The following is a 16,559-nucleotide window of genomic DNA, read 5'->3' on the forward strand; positions in this document are numbered from 1 at the left end:
AAGCCCCTAAATAATCTTCCGCTCCCTCGCCCGGTCGACGGCGGCGGTCCGGTTGTCCACCCCAAGCTTGTTATAGATGTGGATCAGGTGGGTTTTCACCGTGGCCTGGGAGATGAAGAGTCGGTCGGCGATGGCGCGGTTGGAGGCGCCGGTCTGCAGGGCGCGCAGGATTTCGATTTCGCGGGCGCTTAAGGCTTCGTCGGGGCGCATGAGGCGCTCGGCGAGGACCCCGGCGACTTCTTGGGAGAGGACGCGTTTGCGCTGGGCGGCGGCGATGATGGCGTCGTGGAGTTCGTCCTCGGGGGCGTCTTTGAGCAGGTAGCCGAGCGCGCCGGCTTCGACGGCGGCAACGACGTCTGCTTCGGTGTCGTAGGTGGTCAGGATCAGTACGGGCGGGCCGCCTGCTTCGCCGAGTCGCCGGGTGACTTCGATGCCGTCCACGTGCGGCATTTGGATGTCGGTGACCACGACGTCGACGTTGTCGGGCATGGTGTCGATGGCTCGCCCGTCCGCGCCCTCGCCAACGACGGTGATGTCGCCGAAGGAGTCGAGTACTGCGCGAAGGCCGGCGCGGACGACGGGGTGGTCGTCGAGAAGCATGACGTTGATCTCACTCATGGGTGTCCTTTCCCAGGGGGATGCTTGCTGCTAGTACGTTACCTTCGACGCTGAGGGTACCGCCGACCTCCGCGACACGCGCCCGCAGCCCGCGCAGGCCGTAACCTTCGGGACCGGTGATGCCGCGGCCGTTGTCGAAGACGTCGACGGTGGCGACGTCCCCAAGCTGCTCCACCGTGACCACGGCGCGGGTGGCGCCGGCGTGGCGCACGATGTTGGAGAGCCCTTCGCGCACGACGCGTTCGATGACGCCGGCTGCGGGCTCGGGCACGTCCTCGACGTTGAGGTCCACCGTGAGCCGCTGCCCGAGTGCTTGTTGACGCCCCTCCGCTCCCCGCGCCAGCTCCTCGAGCCTGCGTGGGAGTGGTTCGGCGGGCCCGGCGTTGTCGGCGACGAAGCGGCGTGCTTCGGCGAGGTTGTCGGCGGCGGTGGCGCGGATGGTGTCGAGGATCTGTTTCGCGCCGGGCTCGGTGATTTGTTTGTCCAGCGTGCGGCCGAGCAGCACGATGGAGCTGAGGCCTTGCGCGATGGTGTCGTGGACTTCGCGGGAGAGGCGGGCGCGTTCCTCGAGGACGCCGGAGGCGTGTTCGGCGGCGGCGAGTTCCATGTGGGCGGCTTGAAGTTCGTAGGCTAGCTGTTTGTAGTGGTCGGCTTCCGCGCGCAGGGCCTGGTAGGAGTGGTAGATCAGCAGCGCCAGTACGGTGCCGAGTGCCGACCCGACCACTCCGCCCATTCCGGCACCGGGCGCCGTGACTGACAGCGTGAAGGCCAGCAGCAGCGCCGCCACCGCGACACCGGGCCAGGTGGGCAGCACCACGGAGACCAGGATGACCAGCGGGAACTCTAACCACACGAACTCCGGGGCGTGCAGCGCCATGACGACCCACAGCGCGAGGACGGCGGCCAGCCACACGTAGGTAGCGCCGCGGGAGAACCGCCTGCCTTCGTTGTAGGCGACGGTCCCGGCCATGTACAGCACCGCGAAGGGGACCGCCATGCAGACGGCGAGCGGGTTCCACCTGGTAGAGACGATGCCGACGAGCAGCAGCACGGCGACCAGCACGTGCAGGCTGACGCGCAGGAAGGTGAGGATCCGGTTGGTGGTGTTCACGCTGCTAACCATAGACGGTGCACCCGACATCCGATGGAGGGCGGATCAACCGGACGGTTGATTCGAGGTTCAACCCCGCTCCCGATGTGGAACGTGCCTGCTCACACGCACAATGTGGGCATGTTCGTCGGATTGAGAGAAATTGTGAAAGCCAAGGGGCGCTTCGGCCTCATTGTTGGCACGGTCGGGTTGATCACGTTGCTCGTGGTGATGCTGACCGGTTTGACCAATGGGCTGGGCAAGCAGAACACGGAGGCCCTGGAGGCACTGGAAGGACCAGATGCGAAATCGGTCGTCTTTCAGGACATGGATGAGCCGTCCTATATGACGTCGCGCGTGACGGCGGAGGAGGGCACGGTCCCGCTGGGCACCGGCCAGACCCTGCTGTTGCGGGAGAACGGGAAGGAGGAGTCCATCTCGATTCTTGGGCTGCCGAAGGGCACTGAGCTACCCGGCGGCGAGGTGCTCGGCGACGGCGCGGTCGCGTCGCGTGAGCTCAACGTCGCTCCTGGTGACGAGCTCTCCGTCGGCGGCACCCCGATCACCGTCGACGCCGTTACAGATGACCTGTACTTCTCCCATACCGCGGTCCTGTGGGTGAACACCGAGGATTGGAAGGCCGCCATGCACACCGACGCCGACGGCACGGTGCTGCTAGCCAACGATGACCGCGGCATGACCATGAAGGAGTCTTTCGACGGTCTGGCTGCGTACAAGTCGGAGCAGGCGTCGTTCAATATGATCCTGGGCTTCCTGTACGCCATCGCGGCGCTGGTCATCGTGGCGTTCTTGACGGTGTGGACCATGCAGCGCACCCGTGACCTGGCCATTTTGAAGGCGATTGGGGCGTCGAATAGCTACTTGCGCAAGGACGCGCTGGGCCAGGCGGCGGTGCTGCTGGGCATCGGCGCGGTGGTTGGCGCCCTGATCGCGCTGGGCATTGGGCTGGCTGCGTCGAAGGTGGCGCCGTTCTCGCTGACGGTGCTCACGGTCGCCGGCCCGCCGCTCGCGATTTGGGTGATTGGGATGGTCGGCGCGTTCTTCGCAACGCGCCAAATTACAAACGTTGAGCCGCAGCTCGCACTGGGAGGTATTGCGTAAATGTTGCACATGAAGGACGTCACCGTCACGTTCCAAGACGGCGAAGAGACAGTTACGGCGCTGGATAACATCAGTTTCGACGCCAACCCCGGCCACCTCACCTTCATCATTGGTGAGTCCGGCTCCGGCAAGTCCACGCTGCTCTCCGCGGCAGCAGGCCTGCTCACCCCGAACAGCGGCACCATTCTTGTCGACGACACCCCGGTCTCCGACGAGGTCCGACTGCAGAAGATCGGGATGATTTTCCAGCAGGCGAACCTGATTGGGGCGCTCAATGTGAGGGATCAGCTGCTGGTCACCGACCACATTCGTGGCGTGAAGCCTCGCGTGGACCGCGCGAACGAGCTGCTCGCGGAAGTCGGCCTGGACGGGCTCGGGGACCGCAGCATGCAGCAGCTTTCGGGCGGGCAGCGTCAGCGCGTCGGCATTGCCCGTGCGCTGATGGGGGAGCCGAGGCTGATCCTGGCGGACGAGCCGACGGCTGCGCTCGATTCGGAGCGCTCCCACGAGATTGTCGCGCTGCTGCGCACCCTGGTGGAGGAGCACGACATCGCGTGCGGGTTTGTCACCCACAACGCCAGCCTCATCTCTGAGCGCGACGAGGTTGTCCGCGTCCGCGACGGCCGCGTGTCGCGGGAACGCGCCCTAGCGTAGCCGAGGCCGCGACGCCACCACCAAGGTAATGAACGCGCAGGCCGCCAGCCCGGCCGTCATACAGAGCGTGCCGGGCAGGAAGCCCGCGTCCACCACCGCGGCGCCGAGCGCGGATCCGGCCGCGATCCCGACTTGGTACGTGACCACGTAGATGGAGCTTGCCAGGTCTTCGTTGCGTTTCCCGGCGTGCAGGAAGATGGTGGTCGCCGACGGCGGCAGCGCCCCGTTCGCCAGCCCGAACACGATGATCATCGCGATGATCAGCAGCACCGATTTCGTCTCTAGTGCGAGCAGCCCCAGCACCGCCGAGCCCACCAACAGCATGGCGACGAGCCCGTTGACCCGGATCATGCGCCGGTCGACCGTGTTGCCCGCCGTGAGCACACCGACCACGCCGCAGATGCCGAAGAGGGACAGCCCGAACGGGACTAGCTTCGGCCCGGCAGTCGTTGTCATCAGCAGCGCCAGGTAGGTGAAGGTGGTAAACACGGCGGTGACGTTGAACGTCAGGAAGAGTACCAGCGACGGGATCGCCGACTTTGTCCGCTTGCCGCCCGCTGCCGGCTCGGGGTGCTTCGCCGGCATCGAGGGCAGCGACGCCACCAACGCCACCACCGAGAAAATCACCGCCACGCCCAGCACCCAGGTAGCGCCGCGCCACCCGATCCATCCGCCGAGCATGGTCGTCAACGGCGTACCGATCACCGCCGACATCGTCGAACCAAAGGACACCGTCGCTACCGCCTTGCCTGTCATCCCTCGCGGCGCAAGGCGTGCCGCCATCGGGTTGATGAGGGACCAGAACAACCCGTGCGTAAACGCCGCGGTGACGCGGGCGGCGACGAGCACCGCGTAGCTGTTCGCGATGCCCTGCAGGATCACGCCCCCGGCCAGGAACCCGAGCGTGGCGAGGAAGACGGGCCTGCGGTCCCAGTTGCGGGTGAAGTGCATCAGCGGGATGGTCACCACGGCGACCAGGCCGGCGTAGACGCTCATGAGGAGGCCGATCTGGCCTTCCGTCACGCCGAGGTCCTGCGCCATGGGTCGAATCAGGCCGACCGCGAACATCTCGTAGGTGACGTAGACGAACGCCGCGAAGCTCATCGCGGAAAGAGGCAGCATAGGAAGCGACGACTGTTTACTCACACGTGACAACCTACACGCTCGGTGTTAGGTGAAGGCTGCTAGGCGAACGCCCCCAGGTTGAGCGCCTGCATGATCACGGTCCCTCCCGCCAGCACCGCGCCCAGCACGCCCAGCACGATCCCAGCGATCGCGAGCGGGGTGAGCTCCTTTTCCTCGGCGGGGGTTGGCTCCGGAGAAGTGCTCGGCGTAGGGACCGCCGTCGGTTCAACGGTCGGGTTTGCGGTCTGCGTGGAGGTCTGCGTTGGGATAGGCGGTACGGCTGTATTGGTCGCGTTCGGTGGGATCGGCAGAGCGAGGGTGGCGTCGCCGCCACTGGCACAGAGACGGTCCGCGTGTTCCCGCAGCTGGATGTACTCCTTGACGCGCCGCAGGTTGGTGTAGAAGAACGTGTCGGCGTACTGCTTCGCCCAGGTGGCGGCGTCGGCGTCGCTGAGCCCAGGGAAGCGGTGCTGGAGTTCGCGCGCGATACCGTCAGCCTCTGTGGCTTGGTTCACCGGGTGGAACAGCGTGCGCTCCCGGGGACCGAGCACCTGGAACTGCCCCATGAGTTCGAAGTAGCGGTAGGTGAGCACGTCATCCGCAGACGCCTGCGGGATTGTCCGCTGCGGACTGTACTTATCCAGGTACCATTCGGCGACGCTCACAGGCAGCCCGGCTTTGGTGAAGGCCTCAACCGCGTATGCGTGCTGCAGTGAGTCGGGCTGCGCGAAGTTACTCGGTGCGAGGTATTCGCGGCTTTCCTCCTCGCGGATCCGCTTATTGACGTCCTCTTCGACCTTTCCAAGCTGTGGAAACGCCTGACGGAACGTTTGGTAGTCGAGGTAGTACTCTTTTTCGGGCGCAGCGAAGTGGAGGCGCGCCGCGTTCATGAGCCGGGCGTATTCGGCTGGCGAGAGGTAGAACGCGCATTGTTTGGTTACGGGATCTTGGGGGCCGATGACGGCGGCGTCCGCAACTGGAAACAAGAAACTGGCGCTGAGCCCGAGGGCTACAACGCCAGTTATGTATCTCCGAGACTCCATGGAGATGAGGTTACAGCATCTTGGCTGCTGACAATCCGAGAACTGCCAGGATTGCTACAACGATGGTGCCAACGATGCCACCGATGAGGGCAGCCGAGTTATCGCTCGTATCGACTGTCTTCGAAGGCTCCGGGTTGACGGTGGTCTTCCCCTGTAGCGGGTTCACCTGAATGTCAACGGAGACAGAAGGCTTCGGAGAAGACTCTGTGGTGGTTGGCTGCTCCTTGTTGCGGGCCTTCCCTTCAGCCCCCTGGGAGACTGCGTCCGGGTTGGTGTGCAGCGTTGGGAAGAGCACGATGCCGGTCTTGCCGTCGCGGCAGTTGTCCTTCGCCTGGTTCAGTGCGGCCTCGACGTTCGCCATGGTGCGGGTGTCCTGCAGGCCTTCCTGGTTCTCGAACTGGTCAACCCAGGCGGTCGCCTGGTCATCGCTGAGGTCCTTGAACTGAGTCTTCTTGGCTTCGATCAGGGCGTCGCGGTCACCGATGGTCGGAAAAACTGGTGTCGGTGCGCGGAAGGACTGCTTCGAGGCTGGGATCTCGCCCTTTTCGAAGTACTTGTCGTACTCGAGGATTTCTGGGAGGCGACCCGGGTTCTCGAAGCCCGGTGTCACTGCGTCACTCCACTTGTGCGTGATGTAGTCGAGGGCGACAGACTCCGGAAGTTCTGCATCTTCAGCGACCTGCTTAGCGAGCTCAGCGAGCTTCGGGCGAGGGTCCGGCTGGAACTCCTGGCGGAACGTAAAGTTTGTTTTCAGATCATTGGACAGCTTCTCGCCGTGTCCCTTGGCAGCAGGGAAAGCATCTTCGAATGCAATCCGCCACGCCTTGTCGACGTCGAACGTTGCTGCCTTGCCCTTCGACTGCTCGTACAGCTTTGTCTCTTCGGCGTTAAGGCGGATGGAGCATACGCCGGAGACATTCTCACCAACGGTGGCACCTTCAGCGGAAGGGGCGACCATGGCGCACGCGCCGAGCGAGAGCGCGATTGCGATTCCTTGGAGTCTCCGATTGTTGAACATATTTCTGAGTGTAGCCGAGGGAGCTGCGGAAACGTATTCGTTTATTGACGTGTGTTTCCGAATTTTTCCAGGAAAAACCGTAAATAAACCTTAATATTCACATACTCGCAGGTCTATGACATGTGTTTGCGGGATTGTTCAACATCTGCGTTTAAGGAAGCCACAAACCGGGCAAAGGGACCATACCTCATCCAACCCCTTCCGGGGGTACATGAGGTGAAAGGGGCAGTTCATCGGCATTAAATTACATCGCTGTAATTTAGCATCCCCTACACTGCTTTTGTTAAAACCGTGTGCACCACGCCGTGGCGCTACGCACATTTCTTGCAATTTCGCTAGCAGAAGTCTGTGCGTGACCGTACGGCGTCAGGGATGCGAGCCATGCGGCCACCGCGTGGACCTGAACCGACTGGGCCAAAAGTAGGACGTCGTCCATTCCGTCGCGTGCCACGCGCGCTCCGAGGATCCCGGCCAGCACGTCGCCGGAGCCGGGTGTGGCGGCCCAGGAGGAGCCGGCGTCGATAAGGATGGTTTCCTGACCGTTAGAGACGACCGTGGCACGCCCCTTACGGACCACCGTGCAGCCGAGCGCACGGGCGCACTCGACGGTCTCTTCGACGCGACCTTTGGTCATACCTCTATATAGGCGTGAAAATTCACCGTCGTGCGGAGTCACCACAACCTGCTCCAACCTGCGCGGCGCGCGGGCCACAAGGGTGAGCGCATCCGCGTCGAGCACCACCGGCACACCCTGCCGCAACACCCAATCGACGGCGGCATCCGCCTCCTCGTCGAGTCCGATGCCAGGGCCACACACCCACGCCTGCACCTGACCCGCCTGCTCCAGCTCACGGGTAGCCACGACCTCCGGGTGCGCCCGCACCACCTCAAGCGCCTGCGCGCCCGCGAACCGGACCATCGCCGGTGTCGCCGTCACCGCTCCCGCCGTGCACAGCAGCGCCGCCCCCGGATACGTGCCGCTGCCAGCGTGGATGCCAACAACGCCACCGGTGTACTTGTCGTCAGCGGCGCCGGGCTCCTTGACGTCTACCGGCACCGGCCCCATCGGCCTGATTCCATCGAGGCTCAGCTGCGTGTCTGGCACCGCGCGGTATACCCGCACGTCGCTCTCCGGCAGCGGTAGGCCAATGTCGGCGCACAGTGCGCTCCCGCAGCGCGTCGACAGGGCGTGCGCGTAACGCCACCCACCGAACGTCACCGTCACGTCGGCCTGCAGCGCGTTGCGGCCGGCCTCGCCGGTGTCGGCGTCCACGCCGCTCGGCACGTCCACGGCCAGCACCTGGTTCGCCTCGATGTCGGCGACGGCGTCGGGCAGGTCGCCGGCCCCGCCGAGGCCGAAGAGGCCGTCGATAAGGAGGTCGCACACCCCAGGCTTCTCGACGACCCCACCTCCGGCCCCCACAAACGCATCCAGCGCACGCTGCTGCGCCCGGCCCAGCGGCAGCCAGGCATTGACGTGCCAGCCCTCCCTGGCGAGCTCCGCGCCCGCGTACAGCGCATCCCCACCGTTGCCGCCCGGACCGACCAACAGCAACACGCGCTCCCGCGGCCCCGACATCTCACGCGCCACCCGCGCCACCGCGTGCGCGGCGCGCTGCATCAACGCATCCGGGGACGCCTCAGCAGCAAGCAGGGGAGCTTCCGCGGCCCGAATCTCCGCGGCGGAATAGGCAAACGGTGCAGCAAACATTCCGCCATTCTACGCGCTATTCAGCCTGGCAGGAGGGGCACCAGAACAAATTCCGGCCCTCGTACTTGCGTACCTCGATCGGTGTGCCGCAGACGAAGCAGGGCTCGCCGGCGCGGCGGTACACGTACACCTCCCCGCCATGATCGTCCTTCCGGGGTGGCCTGTCCATCGCCTCGGGGCTGTGCTCGGGGCGCACCGTATCGATCCGACCGTGCTCCACCCCGTACTCCATCAACTCGCGCACGTCCCGCCACAGACGCAGGAACTCCTCGTGGTCCAACGCCCGGCCCGGCACGAACGGAGAAATACCCAGGCGGAACAGCGGCTCCGCACGATAGATATTGCCCACGCCCGCGAAGTACTGCTGGTCCATCATCAACGACCCAATCGTGCGTCTCGACGACCGTACCCTCTTCCACAGCGTTTCTGGGTCCGCGTCCGGATCGAGGGGGTCCTCGCCACTGCGGTCCAGGATCGCCTGCTCCTCCGGCGGGGAGACGTAGCGGCAGTACTGCGGTCCGCGCAGGTTCGCGGCCACGTCCTCGTTGGCCAGGCGCAGCCGGATCTGGCCCCACACGTCCTCTGCAGGCTCGAAACGGAAGGAACCAATCAGGCCCAGGTGCACATGCACCGTCGCCGTGGAGAACTCCAAAAACAGGTGCTTGCCCACCGCACGGGCCTCCGTCAGGGTGGCGTCGGTGAGCGGGGTGACGTCGAAACGCCCTTGCGGGGAGGAAATCTCGATGGGCTGCCCTGCGAACGTTTCGTTCAATTGGCGGGCGAGGCGGTGGATGACGTGGCCTTCGGGCATTAGTGTTGTTACTCCTTTCGTCTCACCGACCAAGGTACAGCGCACACCAACTTTTGCTCCGGTCGACCAATGCAAGTCGATCGCGCCGGGTGTCTCTCCTTCACCTGGTTGAAATAGTTCCCGACCTGGGGAATCATTTTGGGTTTTGGGCCGGTTCCCGTCGACCAACGGTAGCGTCTCCCCAGGTCGGAACGCCTGTCCACGAAGATTGTTCCCCAAATTCAGTGATGGGTGGGGAACAATTGTAGGGGGCAGTGGGTGGCGTGAAAGTGCTCCGGTCGACGGGAAGCAACCCCGCCCCAACGTGCACAAATAGAGATGCGGGCGCGCGGCCGGTATACTTCAGGTTCCATGCCATATAGCGTTGGATTTGATCGGGATAAGTACATTGCGATGCAGTCGGAGCACATTTCGGCCCGGCGAAAAGCAATTGGGGGAAAGCTCTACCTAGAGATGGGTGGCAAGCTCTTCGACGATAATCATGCCTCCCGCGTGCTGCCGGGGTTTACGCCGGATAACAAGATTGCGATGTTGGACCGCATTAAGGATGAGGTCGAGATCGTGATTGCGTTCAACGCGGGTGACGTGGTGCGTCAGAAGATGCGCGCGGACCTCGGGATTTCTTACGAGGAGGACGTGTTGCGCCTCGTGGATGTGTTCCGGGAGCGCGGGTTCCTCGTCGAAAATGTGGTGGTGACCCAGCTGGAGGGTGAGAACCCGCTGGTGGAGGCGTTCATCGAAAGACTGCAGCGCCTGGGCCTGACGGTGTCGCGCCACTACATGATTGCCGGGTACCCGCACGATACGCAGCGCATCGTGTCCGAGGAGGGTTTCGGTCGCAACGAGTACGTGGAGACGACCCGCGACCTGATCGTGATGACGGCGCCGGGTCCCGGATCCGGCAAGCTGGCCACGTGCCTGAGCCAGATTTACCACGAGCACCGTCGCGGTATTAACGCAGGTTATGCCAAGTTTGAGACGTTCCCCATTTGGAACCTGCCGCTGTCGCACCCGGTGAACCTGGCGTACGAGGCGGCGACGGCCGACCTTGATGACGTCAACGTGATCGACCAATACCACCTGGACGCCTACGGGGAGACCGTCACCAGCTACAACCGCGACATTGAGGTATTCCCGCTGCTTAAGGCGCTGCTGCGCGAGGTGACGGGGGAGGAGCCGTACCAGTCGCCGACGGATATGGGCGTGAACATGGCGGGCTACTGCATCAGTGACGACGCCGCTTGCCGCCACGCGGCGAAGCAGGAGATTGTGCGCCGCTACTACAAGACGCTCGTGGACGAGCGCCGCGACGACACCGACCACACCGTCTCCGACCGGATCCTGAACATTATGCGCAAGGCGGAGGTCACCCCGCAGGACCGCGTGGTGGTCGCCCCGGCGCTAGAGGTCGCACAGGCCACCGGTTCCCCGGGCGCTGCACTGGAGCTTCCCGACGGCACCATCGTGACCGGCAAGACGACGGACCTGCTGGGGCCGTCGGCTGCGGTGCTGCTGAACGCGCTGAAGGTGCTCGCTGGGATTGATGATTCCGTCCACCTGCTGTCCCCGGATTCTATTGAACCGATCCAGACGCTGAAGACGCGCCACCTCGGGTCCGTGAACCCGCGGCTGCATACTGATGAGGTGCTCATTGCGTTGTCGGTGTCGGCGTCGACAAGTAGTGATGCGGCGGCGGCGCTGGAGCAGCTGAAGAACCTGCGCGGATGCGACGCGCACACCAGCACCATCCTGGGCTCCGTCGACGAGGGCATCTTCCGCAACCTCGGTGTGCTAGTGACCTCCGAGCCGAAGTACTGGAAGAAGGGGCTCTACCACAAGCGCTAGACTCGTGGGCATGACGAGCAAGATCCTCCTGTATTACAAGTTCCAGCCCATCGCGGACCCGGACGCGGTACGCCTCTGGCAGCGCGACCTCTGCGAGGGCCTGGGACTGACCGGCCGCATCCTGATCTCGAAGGACGGCATCAACGGCACCGTCGGCGGCGACATCAAGGCGTGCAAGACCTACGTGAAGAAGACGAAGGAGTACTTCCGCGGCATCGAGTTCAAGTGGTCCGAGGGCGGCGCGGAGGACTTCCCGAAGCTGTCGGTCAAGGCGCGTGACGAGATTGTGGCGTTCGGCGCGCCGGGTGAGCTGAAGGTCGACGAGCACGGCGTCGTCGGCGGCGGCACACACTTGAAGCCGGAGGAAGTCAACGAGTTGGTGGCCAACAACCCGGACGTTGTATTTTTCGACGGCCGCAACGCCCGCGAGGCCGAGATCGGCAAGTTTAAGAACGCCGTGGTCCCGGACGTGGACACCACCCACGACTTCATCAAGGAACTGGAGAGCGGCAAGTACGACTGGATGAAGGACAAGCCGGTCATCTCGTATTGCACCGGCGGCATCCGCTGCGAGATCCTGTCCAGCCTGATGAAGAACCGCGGCTTCGAGGAGGTCTACCAGATCGACGGCGGCATCGTCCGCTACGGCGAGAAGTACGGCAACTCGGGACTGTGGGAGGGTTCGCTGTACGTGTTCGATAAGCGGATGCACACCGAGTTCGGCCCGGAGAACGACCCGGACTACGTGCAGCTAGGCCACTGCGTGCACTGCGGGGCGCCGTCGAACATGTTCTATAACTGCGCGAACGAGCCGGAGTGCCGCCACCAGTACCTAAGCTGCGAGGCCTGCCGGGAGGAGAACCCGTACTGCGCCGATTGCGCTGAGAGCGCTAGTGCGTCGCATCAAGCGCCAGCATCCCAATCGTGACCGTCAGCCACCACATGGTGAACGGCACGATGGGCAGCCAGAACACGCCCATCCAGGGGATCCAGCGCTCGTAGCGGTTGAGTTTGCGCACCATCAGCACCGCGCAGGTGAGCAAACCGGCCACCGGCGGAATCGAGGTGACGACGGCCCACCAGGTCCGCCACGTCTCGGTGCACAGCCACGTCGCGTCCCCGACCTCGCACAGCGGGCCGCCCTGCACACGGGCGACGGCGGCGAGCGCCCACGCGAACAGCAGGGTGCCCAGCACCGTCACCACTGCGAGCGTGATCGCCTGCTTCGTCGACGCCTTGTTGCGCCTTGCGACCTCCAACGGGTCCGGCTCTAACGCCAGTTCGTCGAAGCTGGCAGGCTCCGGCCGGACGCGGGAGAACCGGTCCGCGCCGGAGTGCAGGTCGTTTTCGGGGTGGTCAAATACTTCGCCCATTACTAATGCTCCCCTCGCGGGTACACGATGACGGGCACCGGGGCGAAGCGGATGAACTCGCCCTCGCGGGTGCCCACGAACACACGCTTCAGCGGGCCCGAGGGCTTCGAGCCCAGGCACAGGATGTCGCCCTTCTTCCACTTCACCGAATCGATTGCCTTCTTCCAGCCCTTGCCGGTGGCGACGAAGGAGGAGACGTCGAGACGCTCGGTGTACTCCGGGCCAAGGTTTTCGGCGACCGAGAACGCTGAGTCGCGCGCGCGGTCCAGCAGGCCGAGCGCGGCCTCGTTCCACTCCATCTGGTCTTCCTGGTCGTCGAAGCCGCCGCCCTCGTTGGGGGAAAACGCGATGATGCGCAGGGGGACGTCGAGAAGACAAGCGAGCGTGGCGGCGTAGGCAAGCCCGGAGAAGCTCGGGCGCACCGCGCCCGAATCAATCAGCGCGTAGGTGACGCGGGTGATGCCCTTCTTCGAAAGCTGCACGCCCTTCGGCGCCAACCCCAGCGGGAGCGGGGAGGAGTGCATCATCTCGTCCGCGTCGGAGGTAGGCAGGAAGCGACCCTTCGCAGTTTTCGACTTCGAGCCGAGCAGCAAAATATCGGCCTCGAAACCGTCCGCCATCTCATACAGGCACTCCGCCAGGCTGCCGCGCTCCAGCACCTGCGCCACCGGGTCAGCCCACTGGGCGTGCGGCAGCCCGTGCTTCAGCGCCTTGGTCGCCTTCTCGGTGATCGTCTCGCTCTGTTTCTGCAGCCACTTGTCATACTTTTTCGAGGACAGCGACTTCGTCCACGAACCCGTCACCGCGGCCGCCACCTGCACTGTCACGGGGAGGCTGCGCCCCAGCCAGGCCGCGAACTCGATCGCCTCCGAGTTGGAAGCGTCCCAGCCCACAAGCACACGAAGCGGCCGCTCAGCCGTAAAGGACTGGGCGAGTTCGGAAGAGAAAGATCGTGGCGCCATACCGACTTAGTGTATTAGGTTTCCGGGTTCGCGTAGACTTCCGCCAACCTCACAATTGCGTCGGTGGCGGCGTCCAGCTGTTGCAGGGAGGCGTCGTCAAGCGTGTCGAGCATATTCGCGAGGTACTGGGTGCGCTCCTTGCCCACCCTGATCAGCTCGTGTTTGCCCTGCTCAGTCAGGTCGACGAGCACGCCACGCCTGTCCTCCGCGGAGCGCGTGCGGTGCACCAGGCCGCGCTTCTCCAGCTGGTTGATGGTGTTCGAGGCCGTCGGCATCCGCACGCCCTCCGACGTGGCAATATGGCTGATGCGGCTCGGTCCCTCCACCTCAAGGCGGCGCAGAATCGACAACTGCGGCCCAGTCAGGTCGGAGCGTTCCGTATTACGGAAATACGCGACGTACAAACTCGTCATCGCCGGGCGAACACGCTGTGCCAACTCCAGCGCATCAGGACGATCAGTCATAAGAACCTGCCTTGTACAAACGAACAAAAACGTGTGACGAATCATTCTATACATAGGTGAAGGAAACTATGTTGTTGCGCTAGTATGGCGGCGATGTTCACCTACCAGCACGAAGTTTCGCACGAATGGCAACGCCGGGCGGCCCTTCGCGCCTACCACGCAGGACTCGTCCCCAAAGCAGAGCTTTGCGACGCCGACTTCCTCCTCCGCGCCGCGGCAGAACATCACGGAGAGGCGTCGAAAAGAAACTGCCCAATTTGCGGCCGCGACATGCGCGAAGTGCGCTGGGTCTACAGCGAAAAACTCGGGCGACGCACCGGCACCGCCCGCAGCGAAGTGGAGATTGACACCCTTGTGGGCGAGGTCGGCCCCATCACCGTGCACAAGGTCGAAGTGTGCCCCCACTGCCACTGGAACCACTTACTCCAGGAATGGACCGCCACTCCAGTGCGGTAAAAACGCCGGATACGGGTAGTGTGTGCTGTAGCAATTCTGTAGGTGATCGTACAGGGACAATGTGTGACTAACGTAGACGAGAAAACCAAGACCCCATCCAAGTCCCAGTCGCGGGCTGGCCAGTGGGTCCTAGCCATGCTCCTGCTTTTGGTCTTGCTGGCCAGCATCCCGGCAGTGTGGTTTATCTGGAACTACCAGCGGGCCAACATCCCGGAGCCCCATGAGATCGAAACGGCGCAGATTTCAAACCTCTACTTTAACGACGGCAAAACCGACCTGGCGCGCATCGTCCCGCCGGAGGGCAACCGCGTCCAGATCCCGCTGGAGCAGGTACCCGTCGATGTGCAGAACGCCGTCCTGGCAGCCGAGGACCGCGACTTCTGGAACAACTCCGGCTTCTCCTTCACCGGCTTCGGCCGCGCACTGATCGGCCAGGTCACGGGTAACACCTCCGCCGGTGGCGGCTCCACGATCACTCAGCAGTACGTGAAGAACGCCCTCGTTGGCAACGAGCACTCCTACGAGCGCAAGGCGAAGGAGCTGGTGTACTCCATCAAGATGACCCATTCCTGGTCGAAGGAAGAGATCCTCAACGCCTACCTCAACACTGTCTACTTCGGGCGCAACGCCTACGGCATCGAGGCGGCGGCGCACGCCTTCTTCGACAAACCGGCCAGCGAGCTGACGCTGGAGGAAGGCGGCGTGCTCGCCTCCTCCATCCAGCTGCCGAGCCAGCTCGACCCGTGGACCAACCCGGACGGCGCGAAGGCCCGCTGGAACTACGTCATGGACGGGCTCGTCGAGACGAAGAAGCTCGACCGGGAGAAGCGCGCCGGGCTGCAGTACCCGGAGACCCGCGACCCGGCCACGTATTCCGCCTACACCGAGGCCAGCGGCCCGAACGGCCTGATCAAGAACCAGGTGATGACGGAGCTCGCCACCATCGGCATTTCCGAGTCGGACCTGACCAACCGCGGCCTGAAGATCACCACCACGATTGATTCGAACTCGCAGGCAGAGGTCGAGCGCATCTCCCGCGAACAGTTGTCTTACCTGCAGGATGACGCCCGCACCGGCGTCGTCGCCATCGACCCGAAGTCGGGTGCGGTGCGCGCCTACTACGGCGGCGACGACCCCTCCGGCTGGGACTACGCCAACGCCGGCCTGCAGACCGGCTCCACCTTCAAGATCTTCGCGCTGGCAGCGGCCCTGCAGCAGGGCATCCCGCTTAACGCGATGTACTCGGCCACCCCGGTGACGTTGCCAGGCGGCCACGTAGTGACCAACTGGGACGGCGGCGGCTCCGGCATGATCTCCATGCTCGACGCCATCCGCACCTCCTCGAACACCGCGTTCATGCGCATCCAGGACGACCTGGACAACACCACGCAGGACACCGCGGACATGGCGCACGCCCTCGGCGTGGCCCGCTCCATCCCGGGCATCCCGGTCACGCTGCGTGAAAACGGTGGCCAGCCCTACGAGGGCATCGTGCTGGGCCAGTATCAGTCCCGTGTGCTCGATATGGCCACGGCCGTGTCCACGCTGACGAACCGCGGCCTGGCGCACCCGACGCACTTCGTGCAGCGCGTCACCGACGCCTACGGCGAGGTCCTCTACGAGTTCGACCCCGGCTACACGGAGCGCCGCGTTTCCCAGCAGGTCGCTGACAACGTGATCAAGGCGATGCAGTCCGTCGTACCGTACTCCAACGCCGTGCTGGCAGGCGGCCGCCCGTCCGCCGCGAAGACTGGTACCGCCCAGCTTGGCAACACCGGCCTGAACAAGGATGCGTGGACCGTTGGCTCGACGCCGCAGCTCGCGGTGGCCGTGTGGGTCGGTACCGCCGACAACACCTCGGCGATCTTCAACTCCTACGGCGGCAACATGTTCGGCGCGGACACCCCAGGCCGGATCTGGAAGAACGTGCTGGATTCCCTCCTGCAGGGCCAGGACTTTGAGTACTTCCCTGAAGCTGCACCTGTCTACTGGGGTGTGAACCCGTACTCGGGCGGCGTGAACCTGGGCGGCTACTACGGCGGCTTCTCCGGCAACTCGACCACGGGCACTCCGTCGGACGCCGCCGCGCCGAGCAGCGCCGCCGACGCCCCTGCAGGCGAGGCCGGACCTGGCCAGCCGGCGGCACCGGCACCGGCCCCGGCACCAGCCCCAGCCCCCGCGCCAGCCCCGGCTCCCGCGCCGCGACCGGACCCAGTACAGGACGCGATTGATCAGGTTATAAACGATATCTTTGGCTAACGGAGAAA

Annotated in this window: 16 protein-coding genes; 6 read left to right on the plus strand and 10 right to left on the minus strand. The window is 64.3% G+C overall.

All coding sequences use genetic code 11. The features are described from left to right. Positions 1-6: 6 nt before the first annotated feature. Positions 7-618, minus strand: coding sequence for a response regulator transcription factor (locus BJP08_RS02755; RefSeq protein ID WP_218160224.1), 612 nt, complete (start codon positions 616-618; stop codon positions 7-9). Further along, a complete protein-coding gene (locus tag BJP08_RS02760) occupies positions 611-1,729 on the minus strand; it encodes a sensor histidine kinase (RefSeq protein ID WP_255364744.1) in 1,119 nt (372 codons plus the stop codon). Before BJP08_RS02760 ends, BJP08_RS02755 begins: the two co-directional genes overlap by 8 nt. A 120-nt stretch (positions 1,730-1,849) precedes the next feature. Here BJP08_RS02760 and BJP08_RS02765 point away from each other — a divergent pair, with 120 nt between their 5' ends. Further along, positions 1,850-2,830: an ABC transporter permease gene (locus BJP08_RS02765; RefSeq protein ID WP_071568152.1), complete on the plus strand. Its 981-nt coding sequence runs from the start codon at positions 1,850-1,852 to the stop codon at positions 2,828-2,830. Further along, a complete protein-coding gene (locus BJP08_RS02770) occupies positions 2,831-3,484 on the plus strand; it encodes an ABC transporter ATP-binding protein (RefSeq protein ID WP_071568153.1) in 654 nt (217 codons plus the stop codon). It abuts the gene before it with no gap. On the opposite strand, the gene BJP08_RS02775 is transcribed toward BJP08_RS02770, so the two are convergent. From BJP08_RS02775 to BJP08_RS02795, 5 genes are all read right to left on the minus strand, one after another. Continuing rightward, a complete protein-coding gene (locus tag BJP08_RS02775; protein WP_071568154.1) occupies positions 3,476-4,606 on the minus strand; it encodes an MFS transporter in 1,131 nt (376 codons plus the stop codon). The two genes, BJP08_RS02770 and BJP08_RS02775, sit on opposite strands and share 9 nt — an antisense overlap. Positions 4,607-4,668: 62 nt before the next feature. Then, entirely contained in the window at positions 4,669-5,652 is a 984-nt protein-coding gene (locus BJP08_RS02780; RefSeq protein WP_143109996.1) for a hypothetical protein, read from the minus strand. Between the two features lie 10 nt (positions 5,653-5,662). After that, complete coding sequence (locus tag BJP08_RS02785; protein WP_143109997.1) at positions 5,663-6,670, minus strand: hypothetical protein; 1,008 nt, start codon at positions 6,668-6,670, stop codon at positions 5,663-5,665. 283 nt (positions 6,671-6,953) lie between these two features. Then, complete coding sequence (locus BJP08_RS02790) at positions 6,954-8,381, minus strand: bifunctional ADP-dependent NAD(P)H-hydrate dehydratase/NAD(P)H-hydrate epimerase (RefSeq protein WP_071568157.1); 1,428 nt, start codon at positions 8,379-8,381, stop codon at positions 6,954-6,956. A gap of 16 nt (positions 8,382-8,397) precedes the next feature. Next, positions 8,398-9,192, minus strand: a complete 795-nt coding sequence (locus BJP08_RS02795) for an Fpg/Nei family DNA glycosylase (RefSeq protein ID WP_071568158.1) — start codon at positions 9,190-9,192, stop codon at positions 8,398-8,400. 351 nt (positions 9,193-9,543) lie between these two features. On the opposite strand from BJP08_RS02795, the gene BJP08_RS02800 reads away from it, so the two are divergent. Together BJP08_RS02800 and BJP08_RS02805 are read left to right on the plus strand one after the other, a co-directional pair. Next, positions 9,544-11,037 (plus strand): DUF1846 domain-containing protein, encoded by a 1,494-nt coding sequence (locus tag BJP08_RS02800; RefSeq protein WP_071568159.1) that lies wholly within the window; start codon positions 9,544-9,546, stop codon positions 11,035-11,037. Positions 11,038-11,047: 10 nt separating this feature from the next. Next, positions 11,048-11,965 (plus strand): rhodanese-related sulfurtransferase, encoded by a 918-nt coding sequence (locus tag BJP08_RS02805; protein ID WP_071568160.1) that lies wholly within the window; start codon positions 11,048-11,050, stop codon positions 11,963-11,965. Here BJP08_RS02805 and BJP08_RS02810 read toward each other — a convergent pair. The 3 genes from BJP08_RS02810 to BJP08_RS02820 are packed head-to-tail and all read right to left on the minus strand — an operon-like array spanning position 11,928 to position 13,836. Next, a complete protein-coding gene (locus tag BJP08_RS02810; protein ID WP_071568161.1) occupies positions 11,928-12,410 on the minus strand; it encodes a hypothetical protein in 483 nt (160 codons plus the stop codon). The genes BJP08_RS02805 and BJP08_RS02810 overlap by 38 nt on opposite strands. Positions 12,411-12,412: 2 nt before the next feature. After that, positions 12,413-13,372: a universal stress protein gene (locus BJP08_RS02815; RefSeq protein WP_071568162.1), complete on the minus strand. Its 960-nt coding sequence runs from the start codon at positions 13,370-13,372 to the stop codon at positions 12,413-12,415. Positions 13,373-13,386: 14 nt separating this feature from the next. Continuing rightward, the gene (locus BJP08_RS02820; RefSeq protein ID WP_071568163.1) at positions 13,387-13,836 is read right to left on the minus strand and encodes a MarR family winged helix-turn-helix transcriptional regulator; all 450 of its coding nucleotides are present in this window, start codon (positions 13,834-13,836) and stop codon (positions 13,387-13,389) included. Positions 13,837-13,929: 93 nt separating this feature from the next. On the opposite strand from BJP08_RS02820, the gene BJP08_RS02825 reads away from it, so the two are divergent. Both BJP08_RS02825 and BJP08_RS02830 read left to right on the plus strand, forming a co-directional pair. Next, complete coding sequence (locus BJP08_RS02825; protein ID WP_071568183.1) at positions 13,930-14,292, plus strand: DUF5318 family protein; 363 nt, start codon at positions 13,930-13,932, stop codon at positions 14,290-14,292. A 135-nt stretch (positions 14,293-14,427) separates the two neighbouring features. Continuing rightward, complete coding sequence (locus BJP08_RS02830; RefSeq protein WP_083428379.1) at positions 14,428-16,551, plus strand: transglycosylase domain-containing protein; 2,124 nt, start codon at positions 14,428-14,430, stop codon at positions 16,549-16,551. Positions 16,552-16,559 lie beyond the last annotated feature (8 nt).

It is taken from the genome of Corynebacterium sp. NML140438, assembly GCF_001875725.1.
Taxonomy (GTDB): domain Bacteria; phylum Actinomycetota; class Actinomycetes; order Mycobacteriales; family Mycobacteriaceae; genus Corynebacterium.